The following is a 19,703-nucleotide window of genomic DNA, read 5'->3' on the forward strand; positions in this document are numbered from 1 at the left end:
CTATTGCTGAGATTGTGATTGGCTTTGTAAATCTTTGTTATTAAATTGTGATTTAGCCGGTCTTAAATCGACAGAAACGTCCATTTTATTATTGCCCATGCTATAAATCACTCCTTTTAAAGGTGGTACATCATAATAATCTCTTCCATGAGCTACAACTATATGTTGATTTTTAGGAATCTGATTGTTTGTAGGGTCAAAATCAACCCAACCATAGGTAGGAATAAAAACAGAAAACCAAGCGTGTGATGCATCAGTCCCTATTAATTTTTCTTTTCCTTTAGGCGGTATTGTTTCAATATATCCACTTACATATTTGGCAGGTAAACCCATAGCACGTACACAGGCAATGGCGATTTGTGCAAAATCTTGACAAACCCCTTTTTTGGCAGACATGACTTCTTTTAAAGGTGTTGCTATATTTGTAAAGCCTGGTACAAAATCGAAATCGGTATAAATGCGTTGCATCAATTCGTAAGTCGCATCATAAAATGAACGTTCGGGCTTAAATGAGAGTGCTGCGTAGGCTGTAATTTCTTCACTATTATTAGCAATTAAAGGCGAAGGCATTACATATTGTCTAACATCAATACTTTCTGAGTCAGTAGCTTTTAAATGTGCTATCGTTTCTGCTATCGTTACTTTTTGAGCCTTTAAAAAATCACGCTCATTAACCTGTGCTTCATAATCTCTAGCAACTTTGCTTCGAGCTACCACAATCAACTCTTCGTGATGTTGCTGTATTGAAAAACGGGTTACAGAATTACCAAAATAATCTAAGCGTTCAGAAATATCTGTAGGAGTTGGCGTAATTTCTAAACTGTAGTCTAAGAGTGTTTGTCCTGGAAACGTCTTAGGTTTTATCGTTGTAATATTATGGCAAAACGAAGCGCCATTGTCGTAAGAATATTTAGTTTTGTGCCAGAGGTCAAAAATCATATTAAGTTGTAATGTTTCTATTTACCAACTGTTTTTGTGGCTGAGAATGGTTAAAATAAGTATCAGAGATTGATAAGGATGTTGTGTGTAATAAATCACTTAAATTCGATAATAAATTATCTAAGTTTTTGCGCATATTAGATGCTGGGTCTATGACTAACATATCTTTGACGTCAATACTGTCAATTTTAGAAATAACGACATTCATTTTTTCTTGACAAACCGTTAATTCTTTGTTTGTATTTGTTGCTGGTAATTTATCGATATCCTTTTTTAATCGGTGTAATTGATAGGTTAGTGATCTTGAATATTCCTTATCTAAAATAATTAGATTTATCACATTTTCTACACTCAAATACGAGTTAAAACTGTACCTGTAAATGTTTAAACTTTCATGGCTATTTAATAAAGATTCTAAAATTTCATACTCTAATTCTTCATCATAGTTTACAATTAATAAGGCTCTGAATTTTTCAATACTCATAGCGCTAATCTCTATTTGTAGACCAATAAAATAGAGGAGTAGTCCTTGCCTTACCAAGATACTTTGTTCCGTTAGTGCCATAAAGGCAATTAAACGGGTTATTATTTTATCAAAAAAATTAGTGAGTTTGTAAACTGTGTAATACTCTTCGTTCTTTAATTTATTGATGTGTTTTTGAATACCATCAAAAACGCGCCACATATCTCTAGACCATAAGTTTCTCAGTGAGTAATAGGAATTGTGAAAACTTTGCATCGCTTGAGCGAAACTTCCCATTTTATTAGCGTCTATGATGATATCTTTAATCTCGTTGAGTGGATTTTTAAGAGCGTCGCCACTTTCTGCCATAAAGCCAGGAAACGTAGCCGTGATTTTTGTGATAGATTGAAAAAGTATTTTTAAACTTTCAGACTCTGGTTTTCTATCGTTGTATTGCGCATGAGTCATTTGACTCAATACCATTCTTAAATAACGTGCTGTAACAAGAGCTCTTCCAATATACCTACCAGACCAAAATAAGTTTTCTGCCGTATTGCTTGGTACATCATTGATATCAATTGATGTCGCAGCATTAGTTTTGTTCCAAGAGTAATTTTGTAAGTTAGACTGTGGCATATCATTAACCACCCAAAAATCTTTGCTGGTACCACCACGTTGGTTAGAGACAAATAATTCTTCCCTTTCTGGAGCAACTCTAACTAAACCGCCGGGCATCACGCTATAACCATCTTTTTTAGCAATAGCAAATGTGCGGCATGAAATTTTACGTGGTTCTAGTTTTTTTGTTGTGAAATTTGGCGCTGTAGAAAATGAAATCTTTTCTTGAGCGACAAACTTATAGGGATATTCTAAAATCTCTTTTTTAAGGTTTTCAAGTTCTTTTTTATTTAAAAATTCACAAAAATAAATGTGTTCTCTGTTCGATCGGTCAATACGTTTTAAAACAAAAGATGAAAGGTCAGCTAATACATGTTTTCGTTCTTTTTCTTGGCCACACCACCAGGATGCAATTTGAGGCAATAGGAGTTCCTCTTTTAAAAAATAGTTGCAAATATTTTCCATAAAAGGAATTAATGCAGGGTTTTCTAAAACACCACTTCCTATAGGGTTTACAATAGTGACATTTTGTAATCTCACCGCTTCTAATAAACCAGCGACACCTAAATAAGAATCTTCTCGTAATTCTAAAGGATCCATAAACGTGTCATCTATCCGTCTTAAAATAACGTCAATTTGCTTTAATCCTTTTAAAGATTTTAGCCAAACTTTACCATGTCTTACCACTAAGTCATTTCCTTTTACTAAAGGATAGCCTAAAAACGATGACAGATAAGAATGTTCAAAATAAGTTTCATTAAGTGGCCCGGGTGTTAAAATAACAACCGTAGGACTTTCAATATTTGTTGAAGCTGCATTTTGTAGTAACTTATTAAAATCACTAAAGAAACTTGAAGGTTGAACGACATTGATATTTGTAAATAATTCAGGGATTATTTTACTTGTTGAAAATCGATTTTCTAAAGCATAACCCATACCTGAAGGAGCTTGGGTTCTATCATTAACCACCCACATTCGTCCATCAGGACCTCTAGCTAAATCGGCAGCATAAATTGATAGTTGTTTTGCGTTTTTGTATTGTATTTGATCACATGCACGCAGAAAACCATTATGGGCATAAATTACCTCTGGCGGAATAATCCCATTTTTAAGTAAGGTACGTTTGCCATATAAATCTTTTAAAACAAGATTTAAAATCTCGGCACGTTGTTGTATGCCTTTTTCGACATCATTCCATTCATTTTGATGAATTACATAAGGTACCACATTTAAATCCCACGGTCGGTTTAAACCTTTTGGGTCGTTGTAGACATTATAGGTAACGCCGTTTTCTGCTAAAAGCCAGTTCAGCTCCGTTTGTTTTAAGACTAAGTTTTCAGGACCAATGTCTAATAGGTTTTTAGACAATGGTTTCCAACTGTCATTAATGCGCATTTTAGAATCGAGTAATTCATCGTAATGATTAGATTTTGAAAAATAATTTTCAAATAATGTCTTTGTTTTGGTCTTCATTTAATGATGATGAAAGCTTTTTATTTTTTACGTAAATCTAAGGTGTAAGGAAATTCAGCATTTACAGGCAATTCTTTATACGAAAAGCGTTTAGAGCTATTTTTTTTCTCCACACTTCTGCTTGGAACCTCGGTATCTAAAATAATGTTATCTGTAGGGTTGATTTCGCCTTGTGTATGTCCAAATTCCCAAAAACGATTGATTCTTCGAGATTCTGCTTCAAAACTATTTACCGGATAAGCATCATAAGAACGACCTCCTGGATGTGCAACAAAATAGGTACAACCACCAATAGAGCGTTTATTCCAAGTATCAACAATATCAAAAACTAAAGGCGTATCCTCTGAAATTGTAGGGTGTAATGCCGAATAAGGATTCCAAGCCTTATAGCGTATTCCCGCCACATATTCACCTTTTACACCTGTGCTCTTTAACTGAACTTTTACACCGTTGCAAGTTAACACAAAACGTTCACCTATAAAATTAGAAACTTTGACTTGTAGTCGTTCTAAAGACGAATCTACATATCTTGCTGTTCCGCCACCTGTCATTTCTTCACCAAGTACATTCCAAGGTTCAATACCAGCACGTAATTCTAAATGAATTGTATTTATTTCTACCATACCATGCAGCGGAAATCTAAACTCGAAAAAAGGATTAAACCAATCTTCTTCAAACTTGTAGCCTGCTTTATTTAATTGGGCTACAATGTCTTTGATATCTTCTCGTACATAATGTTCTATTAAGAACTTATCATGCAGTTCTGTTCCCCATCGTACAAGCTTATGTTCGTAGGGTTTTTTCCAGAACCAAGCAACTAGCGTTCTAACCAGAAGCATTTGTACTAAGCTCATTTTAGGGTGTGGCGGCATATCAAAACCACGCAATTCTAAAATTCCTAAGCGCCCTGTAGAAGAATCTGGTGAATATAATTTATCGATACAGAATTCAGCACGATGTGTGTTTCCTGTTAAATCAGTTAGTAGATGTCTAAATAAGCGATCGGTTAGCCAAAAAGGCACATCACCATCTTTTGGAATTTGACTAAAGGCAATTTCTAACTCGTATAAACTATCGGTCCGCGCTTCATCTATTCTTGGAGCTTGACTTGTAGGCCCAACAAAAGATCCTGAAAACAAATAACTTAATCCTGGGTGGTGTTGCCAAAAAGTCAATAAACTTCGCAGTAAGCTTGGTTTACGCAGTAGGGGACTATCCGCTGGACTCGTACCACCTAAAGTCACGTGATTTCCACCACCTGTACCTGTGTGCTTTCCGTCTAGCATAAATTTTTCAGTTCCTAAACGTGAGAGTTTGGCTTGTTCGTAGAAAGTTAAGGTGTTATCTCTTAAATCATTCCAATTGGTTACGGGGTGCACATTGACTTCAATAACGCCTGGATCTGGTGTTATTTTGAGCGATTCTAGTCGGTTGTCCTTTGGTGGATCATACCCTTCCATAATTACAGGAACTTTTAATGCTTTGGCTGTAAATTCTATAGCTGCAATTAAATCTAAGAAATTCTCAGCAGAATCTAAAGGCGGTAAGAACAAGTATAATTTGCCTTCTCTTATTTCAGCACAAATAGCAGTTCTAACAAAATAGTTGGGTTGGTCTCCCTCTAAACCGTCTTCTAAAAACGCTTTATGTCGCTTTTTTACATGATCTCTAAAACTTGGTAAACGTTTCTTTTTAGAAAATAAGTCGGGCTCATAAGACGGAAATACTTCGTGTTCTGGTTTTTCTTGTAAGGAATTTAAAGGTAATCGTAATCCCATTGGAGAATTACCAGGCGTTAAGAATAAATGTTGTCTTCTAAAGGTCCATTGGCATGTAAACCATTTTCCTTTTGTATTATTTAACGGTAACAAATACCCCACAGGTGTAGAGGTACCACTTTCTAGTATGTCTTTTAATTTGTTTTTTACTAAGGTATTATCTCTATCTTTTGTTGGGTCGATATCGATTGGTAAATTACCGTGTTCCCATAAAAAATAAAAGGCATCTTCAAATCCTGGTAAAATATGTTGTGATGATATACCAAGGTAATTGGTAAGGGTTTCTAAAAATAATTTATCGGTATTTGGTGGTACCGTAAATTCATCAGCATAGGTGGCCAGATATTTTTTATTATACCAAATAGGTCGACCGTCTTTTCGCCAACAAATTTCTATTTGCCATCTTGGCAAGGGTTCACCAGGATACCATTTACCTTGTGCGTGATGTAACACACCGCCTTTTCCAAATTCTTTGTGTAATCGTTTAGATAATTCTTTAGCAAGTTTCCGTTTATGAGGCCCATCGGCGTCTGTATTCCATTCTGGGGATTCTAAATCGTCAATTGAAATATAGGTTGGTTCGCCACCCATAGTTAAGCGAACGTCGTTTTTTTGTAGTTGTCGTTCTACTTTTTGCCCTAATTTATCAATGGCTTTCCATTGGTCTTCGGTATAGGGTTTGGTTACTCTTGGCGATTCAAAAATTCGTTTTACAGAATTTTCAAAAAAGAACTCTGTTTCACATTTATCGGTCATACCAGAGACAGGTGCTGCACTTTCAAATGATGGCGTACAAGCGAGTGGTATATGTCCTTCGCCAGCTAATAATCCTGATGTGGCATCAAAGCCAATCCATCCAGCACCTGGTAAATAGACTTCTGCCCACGCGTGTAAATCAGTAAAATCTTCTTCAGGGCCAGAAGGACCATCTAATGATTTTTCGTCGGACTTTAACTGTACTAAATAACCAGAAACAAATCGGGCACCAAAGCCAAGATGTCTTAAGGTTTGCACAAATAACCAGGCGTAATCTCTACAGGATCCTTTTCTAGTTTCTAAAGTTTCTTCGCATGTTTGAACACCAGGATCCATTCGGATATTGTAGCTTAGGTATTCATAAATCATCTGATTGACATGAATTAGAAAATAGATGGTTTTTCTTGGTGTGTAATCTAAGGTTTCTAAAAAATCTTCTAAGAGTGGGCCTTTATCTGTAATTTCTAAATAGGGTTGAAGTTCTTTTTTTACCGTTTCGGTATATTTAAAAGGAAACTCTTCGGCATATTCCTCAATAAAAAAATCAAAAGGATTGATGGTTTTTAAATCGGCAATAATTTCAACGTCCACCGATAGTTCGTCTGTTTTTTCAGGAAATACTAAACGTGCCACATAATTACCAAAAGGATCTTGTTGCCAATTAAAAAACTGATCTTCTGGTGTGATTTTAATTGAATAAGATTCAATAGGGGTTCTTGAGTGTGGTGCAGGCCTTAATCTAAAAACATGAGGAGATAATGATACTTTACGGTCATACTTATAAGTTGTCTTGTGCGATATTACAATTTTTAAAGCCATACGGATAATTAGAATAAGTTTAGAGTAAAAAACAGGTTGAAAAACGACCTAATACAATTGCAAAATAAGGTATTTTACCTAAAAAAAGTACGCAATGCTTGCGATTGTTAAATTTTTTTGATTAATCCTTTGAAAAGGGGAAAAGGTTTTTAAAATCGCAAATTAAGTAGTAAAAAAATACTCATTTCAGAATGTGATGACCAATTTTAAAGAAATTTATTGTTTTTAACTGTATTTGTTTTTGTTCCGTTTGAAATGTGTTTAGTTTGGTCTAATTAATTGAATCCGTTTATTTTCTATGCATATAAAATTAAACCTACACCAATCATTATCCCGATTAATGGCACCATTTTTTTACGCTTATTTTGCTCTTTAAAAACAAGTCCACCAACTACTACAGCGATTAGTATTTGACTACGTTTTATAGCAGATAATAACATTATTAGCGCCTCGGGATCTTGAAGCGCTTTAAAATAGAAATAATCTGCTGCTTGAAGTAATATACCAACGGCAATAATACTCCATCTAAATTTAAATGCTTTACGTTTTTCGGCATGAGGAAACCACGTGATGGTTAATATCACCAATAAAATTAATATGGTATACAAACAAAACCAAAACTGTAAGGTTTGTGGATTAAGACTCAGATTTTGAATCAGGAATTTATCGTAGAGTCCGCTAGAAGCGCCTAAAAATGTCGCGCCAATGATGGCAAAAATCCATTTGTTACGTTTAAAAATAATGCCTTCTATTTTCCCGATTTTAGAATACAAGATGACTGAAAATATAATAAGAAAAAAGCCTATCCATTGCAACGGATTTGGACGCTCTTGATAAATTAAGATTGCACCAATAAAGGTAAAAAATGGTCCAGCAGAACGTATTGGCGTCACTATTGTAATGGGCAAGTGTTTTAGCGCTTGATAGGCTAAAATCCAAGAGCTTGCCATGATTGCCGATTTTATAAAAATATAACCATGCGTAGACCACGGCAGCTTTTGAAAATGATAACCATTGGCTATAGCGTATTCTGGATAGTACAGTGATAATATATAGAAACTGGCAATAAACAAAAAACCACTTGTAACTGTACCTAAAAGTACAGGGAAGACCTCATTTCCTTGTACAGCATGTTTTTTACATAAGTTATGCAGTCCTAAAAAAAGTGCCGCTAATAAGCCTAAATACATCCACATAGAGCGCGAATTGAAATTTGAAAGTTAGTGTTAGTTGAAAAAGTATGAATTACTTAAACGTATGGCGTTGCTCTGCAATTACAGATGCGCTTAGTAAATGTTGAAATGTCTTTATGCTATCAAAGTTTTGGGTGATAGCCTCTGATACTGCTAATCCGGAAATGCCTGTTTCTAAAATAGCTTTAACATCATCAGTGGTAATACCGCCAAAACCAATAAGCGGTGTTTCAGTATGTAAAATATCTGTAATTGCGGTATAGCCTTTTAACCCTAAAGCCGGACTTGCCGCTTCATTTGTGAGCTCAGACCTAAAAGGACCTAGATTGATATAATCGACTTCTTTAGCGATTAGTGCTTCACAGTCTTGCAAGGTATTTGCCGTGCTACCAATCATTTGCCATGAGTGTAAATGTGGTCTTACAACAGTAGGGCAGAGGTCTGATTGTTCTAGATGAACACCTTCGGCTTTTACTGCTTTGGCTACCTTATAATTTTCGCTAATGACTAATCGGGTTTGAAAATGAAACGTGATTTCTCTAGCTGACTTGGCAACTTCTAATAGTTGGTCTTCTTGTATATTATGTAAATTTAGTTGTACTAATTCTACTCCAGATGTACAAGCACGCTGTATGTGTTGTAAATGTTCTTCCGGTGTATTGCCTTCGGAGATATAATGTAGTTTAGGTATAACCATGTTCTTAGTAAAATTTACAGTATGATAACAAGCCTGCAAAAATACAAATGTTTAATAAAGTATGTGCTAATATCGCAGTGGTTACTTGAGTTTTATTGAAACATGCCTAAACTACTTCTTAATGGAGAAAATTCAACATACCTTTATTTCATAAATGCAGTGTAATGAAAGTTTTATTTATAATTATAACCCTTATTTCTTCAAGTTTGTATGCTCAGAATGACCAGATTTCAGGTTCATATTATCAAACTAGCGGTAATCCCGAAGGCGGCACCACGTTTATTATTTTACCTAACCATACCTTTGTAGTCGCTTATTTTGGTGGCGCTAGAAAAGGTACTTGGAAGCTAAAAGCTGGAGACATTTATGAATTCACATATCATACCGAAGAAAAACATGTGCTTTTTGGACGTACTAAGTCTGAAGATAAAGATTCTGTGAATGTTAATATAGGTGTGGATGAACAAGAAGGTATAGCCATCCGTTTTAATGCTATTAATAAGGAACCTTTTATTCCCTTATTTAATAAAGGTGCAAATTGTTTTAGCTATCCTTACCATTATAAGCAAAAAGAGCAATTGAAAACCTTAGATATAAGTGTTCCGAAAGAAAGGCAATATTACAAAGAAATCTCAACAGATAGTGTAAATATCTACAGTTTTAAAGTTGAAGAAGATTACAATGATTTTATCTTAATTGGCTTACCAGAAACATATTCTCGTCCAGGTTCATTTATTGCAAAATACCATGAAGGTGTGCTGTCTTTAGATGAAAATACAAACCTAAAAAAAGGTGAAAATTATGAAGATTTAAATGAAGAAACCTTAAACTTTGCCAAATCGTATACAGATACAGAAATCTTACCTCAAGTATTAGAATATGGGAATGAATTTTTTCCACACCATGGAGAATATCCTGATAAAAATGATTTAAAACCATTTTACAAAATAAGACCTGTAGTAAAACCTTTAAAAGATATTGTTATCTCTGAAAACAATTTATTTACTGCTAAATGTGATGACTAAATATTTGTTTATAACGCATGTGCTTACAAAAATAAAAGCCTGCAAACATTGTGTTATACAGGCTTTTTCGCTACTAATTAATCAGGGTAATTATTTTAGTGCTTCTAATAATTTTTTGGCTACAAGTTCAGATGATGCTGGGTTTTGCCCTGAAATTAAATTCCCATCTTGAACCACATATGGTGCCCATTTATCTGCGTTAGAGTAAAATGCACCATTTTCGATAAGCATATCTTCTAGTAACAAGGGTACTACTTCCGTTAAACCTACAGCGGCTTCTTCTAAATTTGAAAAACCGGTTATTTTTTTGCCTTTAACTAAAGCTGTTCCATCTGCATTTTTAACATCTTTTAAAACGGCAGGTGCATGACAAACAAAAGCGATTGGTTTTTCTTGACGGTCAAATTTTTCGATTAAAGCAACCGAATTTGCATCGTTGGTTAAATCCCATAACGGTCCATGACCACCAGGATAAAATACAGCATCAAAATCATCTGGATTCATATCTGCTAAAACCTTAGTGTTGGCAATTTTTTGTTGGGTTTCATCATCTTTAAAATAACGCTCCGTTGCTGCAGTTGCCGCGTCTGGTCCGTTGCTACTTGGGTCTATTGGCGCTGCACCACCTTTTGGTGTCGCGATTGTAATCGTAGCACCCTTATCTAATAAAGTGTAATATGGGCTTGCGAATTCTTCAACCCAAAATCCTGTTTTTTTTCCTGTGTCTCCTAATTTATCGTGAGACGTTAAAACAAATAGTACTTTCATTATAGTTTGTTTTTAAGTTTTTATAAGGCTTCTGAAACGCTTTCAGAATTAATAAGCCATTTTTACAATTTTCTCAACACGGTCTGGTGTTAAAGTTTGGTGTTCGCCTAATCCCATCCATTGACGTTCATTGAAACGCTTGGAGATTTCTTCAGCTGTACCTTCGTAATCCTTCGTGTAATCAGAAAGCTTAGTATCAATCCCTAAGTCATGAAAAAAGGCTTCTGTTTTATCTATTGCAGCATAGGCTTTGTCGTTTATATTTCCTTCGGTAATTCCCCATACACGCTCAGCATACTGTGCTAATTTCTCTTTTTTGGTTTCAAAATTATACTTGTAATGACTAGGAGCAATTATGGCTAAGGTACGTGCGTGATCGATACCGAATAAGGCTGTTAATTCATGGCCCATAGCGTGTACAGCCCAATCTGTAGGAACCCCTTTTTGTATTAAACCATTTAATGCCATAGTACAACACCACATAAAATTAGAAGCGGCTTTATAATCGGTTGGATCTTTTAATACTTTTGGTGCGACTTCAATTAAGGTTTGTAAAATGCTCTCTGCAAAGCGGTCTTGTAACAAAGCTCCAATAGGATAAGTCATATATTGCTCTAAAACATGGGTAAACGCATCGGTTAACCCATTAGCTAATTGACGTTGTGGAATAGAGCTAATGACTTGCGGATCTAAAATTGAAAACTGAGGAAACAAACCAGGTCCTCCCATAGCTAATTTTTCTTTAGTTTCTACTCTTGTAATTACAGAGCCAGAGTTCATTTCAGAGCCTGTTGCTGGTAAAGTTAAAACCGTACCAAATGGCATCCCTTTTTCAGTTCTAATGTTTTGCGTTAAAATATCCCAAGGTGTATCGCCATCATAATATGCTGCAGCCGATAAAAATTTGGTACCATCAATTACAGATCCGCCGCCAACAGCAAGTAAATAAGTAATGTTTTCCTCTTTAATTATATGTAACGCTTCTAATAATTTGGCGTATTCGGGGTTGGCAGGAATTCCACCAAACTCAATGACCTCAACGTTTGATAAAGCTGTTTTTACTTGGTCATAAATACCATTTTTCTTTATGCTTCCGCCACCATAAAGGAGGAGAACTTTAGCATCTTTTGGTATTTCATTTTCTAGTTTTCCTATCGTGTCCTTACCAAATATGATTTTGGTAGGGTTTATAAATTCAAAATTATTCATCTTCTTTTTTTTTATTTGTTGTAAACACACCCTGAGCCTAACTCATGGTGACAATCCTAAAATTACAGATTTAAGATTGATTTAATAATGAGGTTTAAATCTTAACCACCATTTTTCCTTTATTTTTTCCATCGAATAAGTCGATAAAGGCTTGTGGTAAATTATTAAAACCTTCAACTATAGTTTCAGAATATGTGAGTTTATCGTCACCTAACCAAGTTGCTAATTTATCTATTGCTTCTGGGAATTTATCTGAATAATTAGAGACAATAAATCCTTGCATTAAAGCACTGTTTTTAACCAATAATGGCTGAACACTGAGACCTTTAGGTAATTCTGTGCTGTTGTAAACAGAGATGGCACCACAAACTACAATTCTTGCAAATTGATTAATATTCATCAACACAGCATCTGAAATTGAACCGCCAACATTATCAAAATATACATCGACACCGTTAGGCGCTGCCTTAGCAATGGCTTCTTTCATGTTGTCTGTAGTCTTGTAATTGATGCCTTCGTCAAATCCGAATTTAGATTTAAGTAATTCAATTTTTTCATCTGTCCCAGCAATACCAATGACTTTTAAGCCTAAAAGTTTTCCTATTTGCCCTACTACAGATCCAACAGCACCAGCTGCGCCAGATACCACTAAGGTTTCGCCTTCTTTTGGTTTCCCTATTTCAGTTAAACCACAATAAGCGGTTAGTCCCGTCATGCCTAAAATACCTAAATAGGCACTGAGTGGTGCTTTAGACGGATCTACTTTGTTTAGACCGTCGCCACTAGAAATTTGTTTTGTTTTCCAATCTAGCATCCCAGAAACATAATCACCTTCATTAAAATTGTCGTTTTTAGAACTGATTACTTTTGCAATAACACCAGATTGAATAGCTTTATTAAGTTCAAATGGTGGCACGTATGATTTAGCATCGCTCATGCGTCCTCTTAAATAAGGATCTACAGATACGTAAGCGGTTTCTAAAAGGAGTTCACCTTTATTAACTGTTAATTCCGAATCGTCGGTAACGAATTCAAAATCGTTAGTTGTTGGTTTTCCTTCGGGTCTATTTTTTAATAAAATTGTCTTTGTCATAATTGTTTGTTTTTAATCTATTACAGTTACTAAATCTTCCATAGGTTTTCTCACCTTAACAAGATTTACTAACCAATCTTCATTTTCTTTTCTATAACCAATTGGCATTAAGACGGCACTTCTTAAGCCTTTTTCCCTTAGTCCAAGAATTTCATCTACCGCATTAGGATCAAAACCTTCAATTGGTGTGGCATCTACGCCTTCAAAAGCTGCTGCTGATAAGGCTTGTGAAAAAGCAATATAGGCTTGTTTTGCAGCATGATTAAAGTTCTCTTCAGCGTCTTTTTGCGGATAAGAACTCAATAACATCTGACGGTAGTTTTCCCAACCTTCATTTTTAAATCCACGAATATCATTTGTTAAATCGAACATATAATTAATACGATCTTCGGTATAAGTGTCCCATGCTGCAAATACTAATAAATGTGAACAGTCTGTAATTACCGATTGATTCCAAGCTACAGGCTTTATTTTTTCTTTAAGTTCATTATTTTTTACGACAATGATTTCAAATGGTTGTAATCCACTAGAGGTTGGTGCCAAACGTGCAGCTTCTAAAATATGGGCCACTTTTTCTTCAGGTACCGTGTCACCATTCATTGCTTTAGCTGCGTAACGCCAATTTAATTTATCTAATAATTCCATAGGTGTTTTTGTTTTCTAATTGTTTTTACTTATTGCATTTATAGTGTCTGAAGTGATAACAACTTCAGTATATGTATTAGTGTTTGCTATAAAAATCATCACTTTTGCTATTGCAGATGCATTGACGATTTTATATTTCTTTAATGGGCCGATAAATAAGGGTTGAATAATTTTAAATAGCTTCAATCCTATATTTTCCAATGTCCGGTTTTCGTTGCGATCACCTCCAATTAAAGACGGTCTAAAAATGTAGGTGTTTGGTACTTTTTGTTCTTGAACGTCTTGCTCCATTTCACCTTTCGTTCTATTATAAAATACACGACTATTTTTATCAGCTCCCATTGCTGAAACCACAAGAAACGTATCTATCTTATTCGCCTTTGCTAGTTTTGCTGCTGAGACAGGAATTCCATAATCAATAGCTTTGTACGTAGATTTATCTGGTGTTTTTGCTTTGGTGGTTCCTATACTACAATACACTTCATCAGCGATAAAATCGGCTTTAAATTGCTCTAATTCTAGTAAGTTACCTATATATTGCTTTACTTTTAGACTGGTTATGCCTTCAATTTTTGACCTTGAAAACAACTTAATCGTATCGTAACGTTCATCTTGGATTAAGGACTTAAGAATATGAAATCCCGTCAATCCGGAAGCACCTAATATGATGGCTGTTTTTTTCATGTTATTTATTGACTTTTATGCTATCCCAAGCCGCTTGATAAGCTTCCTCGATATGTGATTCACTTAGTTGAAATGTGCCTCTTTTTTGCGTAATCATTAAAAAAGATAAAGGATTAATAGCGTAGGCATACAAAATATAATCTGATAGCGGTTTTATTAAACCTTCTTTTTTACCACGTGACCAAAGGTCGAGTAGGGGCTGTAAATGTTTTATACCTTCAATTCTAATGGGTTCATCAATCATTGGTGTATTATCACATTGCGCTAAAAACATGGCGTATTCGCACTCTTTAAGTTTAAAATCTGCTATACGTTTCCAAATAAGTTCAAAACCAACTTCTACAGACATACTCTCATCATAAGTTGAAAAAGCATAATTTGTATATTCTGTTTTTACTTCAATATAAGTCTGGTTGACTAAATCTTGTTTGTTTTCAAAATACAGATAAATCGTTGCGGGAGATACCTGCGCCATTTTTGCAATCTTGCTCATTGGTGTAGCATGAAACCCATTGTTGTTAACCAAATCAATAGTTGCTTTTACTAAAGCGTTTCGCTTATCAATACTTTTTTGAAGTTTTGCCATGATGATTTATAATTCTTGTACAAAAATAACTAAAAATGAACGTTCATTCTTTTTTTTTAACAAAGGTTTATACTTATTAAATATTTAGAATAGTGAGGAAGGTTAAAATTGAGTAATAAACAAATACAAAAAACTACATAAATTAAGAATTTGTATAGCAATGCTACCTAATTATATAAGAATGAAATTATAATAGGAAAGGAAACAAAAAAAAACACTCGTAATTATCTAAAAAATACTAAGTTCAGAGTGAGTCGTTACATCTTCAAGTAATTCCATACCTTTATGAGAGTTGCCATGTAGGTTTAGTTTAGGACTCCAAACAGCAATAGTATAGTTATCGGGATATAGAGCTACAATACCACCACCAACACCACTTTTACCAGGCAAACCGACTCTAAAAGCAAACTCTCCAGATTCGTCATAAAAGCCGCAGGTTAACATTAGGGCATTAATCCGTTTCGCTTTCATTTTAGATATAATTTTGGTGCCATCTGTTATTTTACGGCCATTATTTGCTAAAAATGCAAAGGTTTGGGAAAGTTGTTGACAGGTCATCTCTAAGGAACACATATCGAAATAGAAATCTAATACTTCAGCAGGATCATTTTCAATATTACCAAAAGACTTTATAAAATTACAAAGCGCAACATTTCTAAAGCCCGTTTGTTTTTCAGAGTCGGCAATAGTATCTGAATAGCTTAGATCAGGCAAATCACTTAACTCTCTTACAAAGGCTAGAAAATCTTCTTTGGCATCCTCTAAATGCGTTATTAGTATATCGCAAATAACTATAGCTCCAGAGTTAACAAAGGGATTTCTGGGGATACCTTTATATGTCTCCAATAATAAAAGAGAATCAAATTTAGTACCAGAAGGCTCAACATCAATGCGGTTCCATATTTTTTCACCTACGATATTATAGGCCATCGTGAGCGATAATACTTTAGCGATACTTTGAATCGAGAATTTTTCAAGGTTGTTACCAACACCACAGTTACTACCGTCAATCATTGTTATATGAACACCTAACTTAGAAGGATCTACATTAGCTAGTTCTGGAATATATTTTGCTACCAGCCCTTTGTTGCTTCTATTTTTGATTTTGTGATAAGCCTTTTCAATGTTTTTGCTATAATTGGAGTCCATTAGGTTTCTAATTTATATGGTTTAAAATTCAAGGTAAGATTTAATATTGGTTTGTCATAAACTATCTTAAAGATGTTTTTAATACTATTTTAACACGGCTTATTTATTTGAATCAATCTCTAAATGGATTGCGATAATTATTGTACGCATTATAAAGTAATTTTACTGTAGTTAGTCATAGTGGCTTACATTACAACAATTTAAAACTCAAAAATTATGTCTGAAGCATGGCAAGATAAAGCAAAAGGTAATTGGAATATTGCCAAAGGAAAAATTAAACAAAAATGGGGCGAACTCACTGACGATGATTTAGATTACACCGAAGGTAAAGAAGATGAACTAATCGGTCGTATCCAAAAACGTACAGGTGAAACTAAGGAGAGTATTAACAATTATCTTAACGACCTTAATTATTAAACGCCTTTAGATATTGAATTAAGAATCCTGCGAAAGCGGGATTTTTTTATGCCTAAAATTAAATTAATATTATAGACGCATTTATACTCAGCATGTATTATGTAAAAGCAAATTTATATGCGTTAGTAATTCCTTTTTAAAGATTCTAATAAGTTTTTATTATTAATTTCAGAAAAATTACGCTTTATATTATGGTTTCATCAATGTGTCAAATAGGATACCAAGTGGAAGCTAATATTAAATTTCAAAATAATATTTGAACATTTAAATTACAATATAAAAATCTAATTTTCATTCAGTTATATATTGTTCTCCATCTAGGATTAATAAAGTAGTTTTTATCTGTAACAGTAGAAATATCGCCTGCGTATAAGCATTTTATTTAGCAAAACAAAAAAATGTGGAATTATTGTTTCTTATAATATGATTTCTATCATGTTATAAAAAACAGACATCTTCTAAATTTGTAGAAATTAAACATTTTTAATTATGAATATATCACATATAGAGCACTTAGGTATTGCCGTTGAAAACTTAGAGGAAGCCATAAAGTACTATGAACAGGTTTTAGGAATGAAATGCTATTCTATAGAGGAGGTTGTCGATCAGAAAGTGAAGACAGCCTTTTTTTTGGTAGGTAACACAAAAATTGAATTGTTAGAGAGCACTTCACCAGATGGCCCAATAGGTAAGTTTATTGCTAAAAAAGGACAAGGCATTCATCATATAGCATTTGCTGTAGATAATACTAAAGAAGCTCTAAAAGTAGCAGAAGACAGAGGCGTTAGATTAATTGATAAAACATCTAGAAAAGGAGCAGAAGGCTTAGAAATAGGCTTTTTACATCCAAAGTCAACTTTAGGTGTGCTAACTGAACTGTGTTCAAAACCAAAATAATTTAAATATTTAATATCGATAAGCAAAGTAATAATTATGGCAAATCAAGATAAAATCAATGAGCTCATTGAAAAAAGAGCTAAAGCAAAATTGGGAGGTGGTGAAAAACGTATAGATTCTCAACATGCTAAAGGTAAATTAACAGCGCGCGAGCGTATAGATATTCTTCTAGATGACGATAGCTTTGAAGAGTTTGACATGTTTGTAACCCACAGAACAAAATCTTTTGGTTTAGACAAACAAGTTTACCTCTCTGATGGTGTTGTAACCGGACACGGAACAATAGATGGTAGAATCGTTTATCTATTTGCTCAAGATTTTACCGTTTTTGGGGGCTCACTTTCTGAAACCTACGCTTTAAAAATTTGTAAAGTTATGGATATGGCTATGAAAGTAGGTGCGCCTGTAATAGGACTTAATGATTCTGGTGGTGCACGTATTCAAGAAGGGGTAAGATCTTTAGCGGGTTATGCTGAAATTTTTCAACGTAATATTATGGCTTCGGGTGTTATTCCTCAAATTTCATCCATACTAGGGCCTTGTGCTGGTGGTGCTGTTTACTCACCTGCATTAACCGACTTTACGATTATGACCGAGGACACAAGTTATATGTTTGTTACAGGTCCTAAAGTTGTAAAATCTGTTACTGGTGAAGTGGTTACTGCCGATCAACTTGGTGGTGCTAAAATTCACTCTACGCGATCTGGGGTTTCACATTTCTTAGCGGCTAACGATGAAGAAAACTTATTATTAATTCGCAAAGTGTTAAGCTATATGCCTTCTAACAATTTAGAAGAAGCTCCTATCATTGAATGTAACGACCCAATAGACCGCTTAGAAGATGCCTTAAATGATATCATTCCTGAAAATCCTAACCAACCCTATGATATCGTTGATGTCATTTCAATTCTCGCAGATAATGGAGAGTTTACAGAAGTGCATAGAAACTACGCTAGAAACATCGCTGTAGGTTTTGCAAGATTTAATGGACGACCTGTCGGTATTGTGGCTAATCAACCAAAATATTATGCTGGTGTTTTAGATATTGATGCTTCTAGAAAAGCAGCGCGATTTGTACGATTCTGTGATGCTTTTAATATTCCGATTGTCACATTAGTAGATGTCCCTGGTTTCTTACCTGGAACTGGTCAAGAATACGGAGGAATCATTTTACATGGGGCTAAATTATTATTTGCTTACGGCGAAGCTACCGTACCAAAAGTAACCATCACCTTACGTAAATCTTACGGTGGTGCACACGATGTAATGAGTTGTAAACAATTGCGAGGCGATCTAAACTACGCTTGGCCAACAGCTGAAATTGCAGTAATGGGAGCGAAAGGTGCTGTTGAAGTTTTAGAAGGTTCTAATATTAGAAAAATTGAAGACGACACAGAAAAAGAAGATTACATCCATAAAAAAGAAAATGAATACACCGATAAATTTGCAAACCCTTACCAAGCTGCAAAATATGGATTTATCGATGATGTCATTGAGCCTAGAAACACGCGATTTAGAATTGTAAGAGCTCTAGAGTTACTTCAAAATAAAAAAGATGTTAATCCACCAAAAAAACACTCAAACATTCCATTATAATGATATATACACTTATAAATACAGATCCTATTAGTGAAGGTTATTTTATATTAATTACTGGATTATTAATTGTTTTCAGTGCCTTAGTAATACTAGCGCTTTTTTTTAATTACGGCTTGCCTTTAATGCTTTATATCTATAAGATAATTACAAAGGGTAAAGACAAAAAAATAAGTGAAATTAAAGCGATAGACAATAGTGATTTTACAGGAGAAGTTGCTGCAGTAATTGGTGCATCCATTCATATGTATATGGGGGAACAGCACGATCATGAAAGCGGCATTTTAACCATAAAACAAGTTAAAAAAACATATTCACCTTGGAGTTCTAAGATTTACGGTACTCAAAATAGATTATAAATATATGAAATGGGCTGGTTTAGATTTTTTAGTAAAAGAAATCTTTATTCAAAAAATAGTAAATGTCCATCGAAAATAACAAATAGATACACATGAAAAGTTATAAATTCAAAGTCAACGAAACCGGTTACACGGTTAATATAAAGTCACACGAAGATAATATTATCAATTTAGAAGTTAATGGTTCTTCCTATGAAGTCGTATTAAAAGGTGATGTTAAAACCTCTAAAACACCAACTTTAGTGCGTTCAGCTTCAAAGCAACCTGCTGTTCCTTTAAAAGTGAATTCAACAGCCAAAACAACTACAATTACTGCGCCAATACCAGGTGTTATCCTTTCTCTTAATGTTAAAGTTGGAGATACGGTTAAAGAGAACGATTTATTATTAGTTCTCGAAGCCATGAAAATGGAAAATAATATTACGGCAGAAAAACCCGGCGTCGTAAAAGCTGTAAAAGTAGCTGTAGGACAACAGGTTTTACAAGATGCTGTGATGATTGAAATAGAATAGTGGGCTTCACTCTAATCTCATTCATTA

Annotated in this window: 18 protein-coding genes; 6 read left to right on the plus strand and 12 right to left on the minus strand. The window is 34.4% G+C overall.

All coding sequences use genetic code 11. The features are described 5' to 3' along the window. The 5 genes from HM982_RS14045 to HM982_RS14065 all read right to left on the minus strand — a co-directional run bounded on the left by HM982_RS14045 (position 1) and on the right by HM982_RS14065 (position 8,736). A complete protein-coding gene (locus HM982_RS14045; RefSeq protein ID WP_179353880.1) occupies positions 1-939 on the minus strand; it encodes a transglutaminase family protein in 939 nt (312 codons plus the stop codon). 1 nt (position 940) lies between these two features. Next, entirely contained in the window at positions 941-3,493 is a 2,553-nt protein-coding gene (locus HM982_RS14050; protein ID WP_179353881.1) for a circularly permuted type 2 ATP-grasp protein, read from the minus strand. A 20-nt stretch (positions 3,494-3,513) separates the two neighbouring features. Then, a complete protein-coding gene (locus HM982_RS14055; protein WP_179353882.1) occupies positions 3,514-6,846 on the minus strand; it encodes a transglutaminase family protein in 3,333 nt (1,110 codons plus the stop codon). 296 nt (positions 6,847-7,142) lie between these two features. Continuing rightward, on the minus strand, positions 7,143-8,042 hold the full coding sequence (locus HM982_RS14060; protein WP_179353883.1) for an EamA family transporter: 900 nt from the start codon (positions 8,040-8,042) through the stop codon (positions 7,143-7,145). A 49-nt stretch (positions 8,043-8,091) separates the two neighbouring features. Continuing rightward, positions 8,092-8,736, minus strand: coding sequence for a thiamine phosphate synthase (locus HM982_RS14065; protein ID WP_179353884.1), 645 nt, complete (start codon positions 8,734-8,736; stop codon positions 8,092-8,094). Positions 8,737-8,900: 164 nt separating this feature from the next. On the opposite strand from HM982_RS14065, the gene HM982_RS14070 reads away from it, so the two are divergent. Further along, entirely contained in the window at positions 8,901-9,761 is an 861-nt protein-coding gene (locus HM982_RS14070) for a hypothetical protein (protein WP_179353885.1), read from the plus strand. 90 nt (positions 9,762-9,851) lie between these two features. Here HM982_RS14070 and HM982_RS14075 read toward each other — a convergent pair whose 3' ends face one another. The 7 genes from HM982_RS14075 to HM982_RS14105 form a co-directional block, all read right to left on the minus strand. Continuing rightward, positions 9,852-10,529, minus strand: coding sequence for a type 1 glutamine amidotransferase domain-containing protein (locus HM982_RS14075; protein ID WP_179353886.1), 678 nt, complete (start codon positions 10,527-10,529; stop codon positions 9,852-9,854). Positions 10,530-10,577: 48 nt separating this feature from the next. Continuing rightward, positions 10,578-11,738 carry an iron-containing alcohol dehydrogenase gene (locus HM982_RS14080; protein ID WP_179353887.1) on the minus strand — a complete coding sequence of 387 codons (1,161 nt, stop codon included), beginning with the start codon at positions 11,736-11,738 and terminating at the stop codon, positions 10,578-10,580. Positions 11,739-11,832: 94 nt separating this feature from the next. Beyond that, the gene (locus HM982_RS14085) at positions 11,833-12,831 is read right to left on the minus strand and encodes an NADP-dependent oxidoreductase (RefSeq protein WP_179353888.1); all 999 of its coding nucleotides are present in this window, start codon (positions 12,829-12,831) and stop codon (positions 11,833-11,835) included. A gap of 12 nt (positions 12,832-12,843) precedes the next feature. Beyond that, positions 12,844-13,476, minus strand: coding sequence for an NAD(P)H-dependent oxidoreductase (locus HM982_RS14090; protein ID WP_179353889.1), 633 nt, complete (start codon positions 13,474-13,476; stop codon positions 12,844-12,846). A gap of 15 nt (positions 13,477-13,491) precedes the next feature. Next, complete coding sequence (locus HM982_RS14095) at positions 13,492-14,160, minus strand: NAD(P)H-binding protein (protein WP_179353890.1); 669 nt, start codon at positions 14,158-14,160, stop codon at positions 13,492-13,494. A 1-nt stretch (position 14,161) separates the two neighbouring features. After that, positions 14,162-14,746, minus strand: coding sequence for a TetR/AcrR family transcriptional regulator (locus HM982_RS14100; RefSeq protein ID WP_179353891.1), 585 nt, complete (start codon positions 14,744-14,746; stop codon positions 14,162-14,164). 228 nt (positions 14,747-14,974) lie between these two features. Continuing rightward, positions 14,975-15,895 (minus strand): glutaminase, encoded by a 921-nt coding sequence (locus HM982_RS14105; protein ID WP_179353892.1) that lies wholly within the window; start codon positions 15,893-15,895, stop codon positions 14,975-14,977. A 216-nt stretch (positions 15,896-16,111) separates the two neighbouring features. Between HM982_RS14105 and HM982_RS14110 the strand changes: the two genes are divergently transcribed. The 5 genes from HM982_RS14110 to HM982_RS14130 all read left to right on the plus strand — a co-directional run bounded on the left by HM982_RS14110 (position 16,112) and on the right by HM982_RS14130 (position 19,676). Continuing rightward, the gene (locus HM982_RS14110) at positions 16,112-16,312 is read left to right on the plus strand and encodes a CsbD family protein (RefSeq protein WP_179353893.1); all 201 of its coding nucleotides are present in this window, start codon (positions 16,112-16,114) and stop codon (positions 16,310-16,312) included. 489 nt (positions 16,313-16,801) lie between these two features. Next, a complete protein-coding gene (gene mce / locus HM982_RS14115; RefSeq protein WP_179353894.1) occupies positions 16,802-17,209 on the plus strand; it encodes a methylmalonyl-CoA epimerase in 408 nt (135 codons plus the stop codon). Positions 17,210-17,245: 36 nt separating this feature from the next. After that, positions 17,246-18,805, plus strand: a complete 1,560-nt coding sequence (locus HM982_RS14120) for an acyl-CoA carboxylase subunit beta (protein WP_179353895.1) — start codon at positions 17,246-17,248, stop codon at positions 18,803-18,805. Then, positions 18,805-19,164 carry an OadG family protein gene (locus tag HM982_RS14125; RefSeq protein WP_179353896.1) on the plus strand — a complete coding sequence of 120 codons (360 nt, stop codon included), beginning with the start codon at positions 18,805-18,807 and terminating at the stop codon, positions 19,162-19,164. The genes HM982_RS14120 and HM982_RS14125 overlap by 1 nt, the downstream gene beginning before the upstream one ends. A 92-nt stretch (positions 19,165-19,256) precedes the next feature. Further along, positions 19,257-19,676, plus strand: coding sequence for a biotin/lipoyl-containing protein (locus HM982_RS14130; protein WP_179353897.1), 420 nt, complete (start codon positions 19,257-19,259; stop codon positions 19,674-19,676). The last annotated feature ends 27 nt before the right edge of the window (positions 19,677-19,703 follow it).

The organism is Winogradskyella vidalii (genome assembly GCF_013403955.1).
GTDB classification, from domain to species: Bacteria; Bacteroidota; Bacteroidia; order Flavobacteriales; family Flavobacteriaceae; genus Winogradskyella; species Winogradskyella vidalii.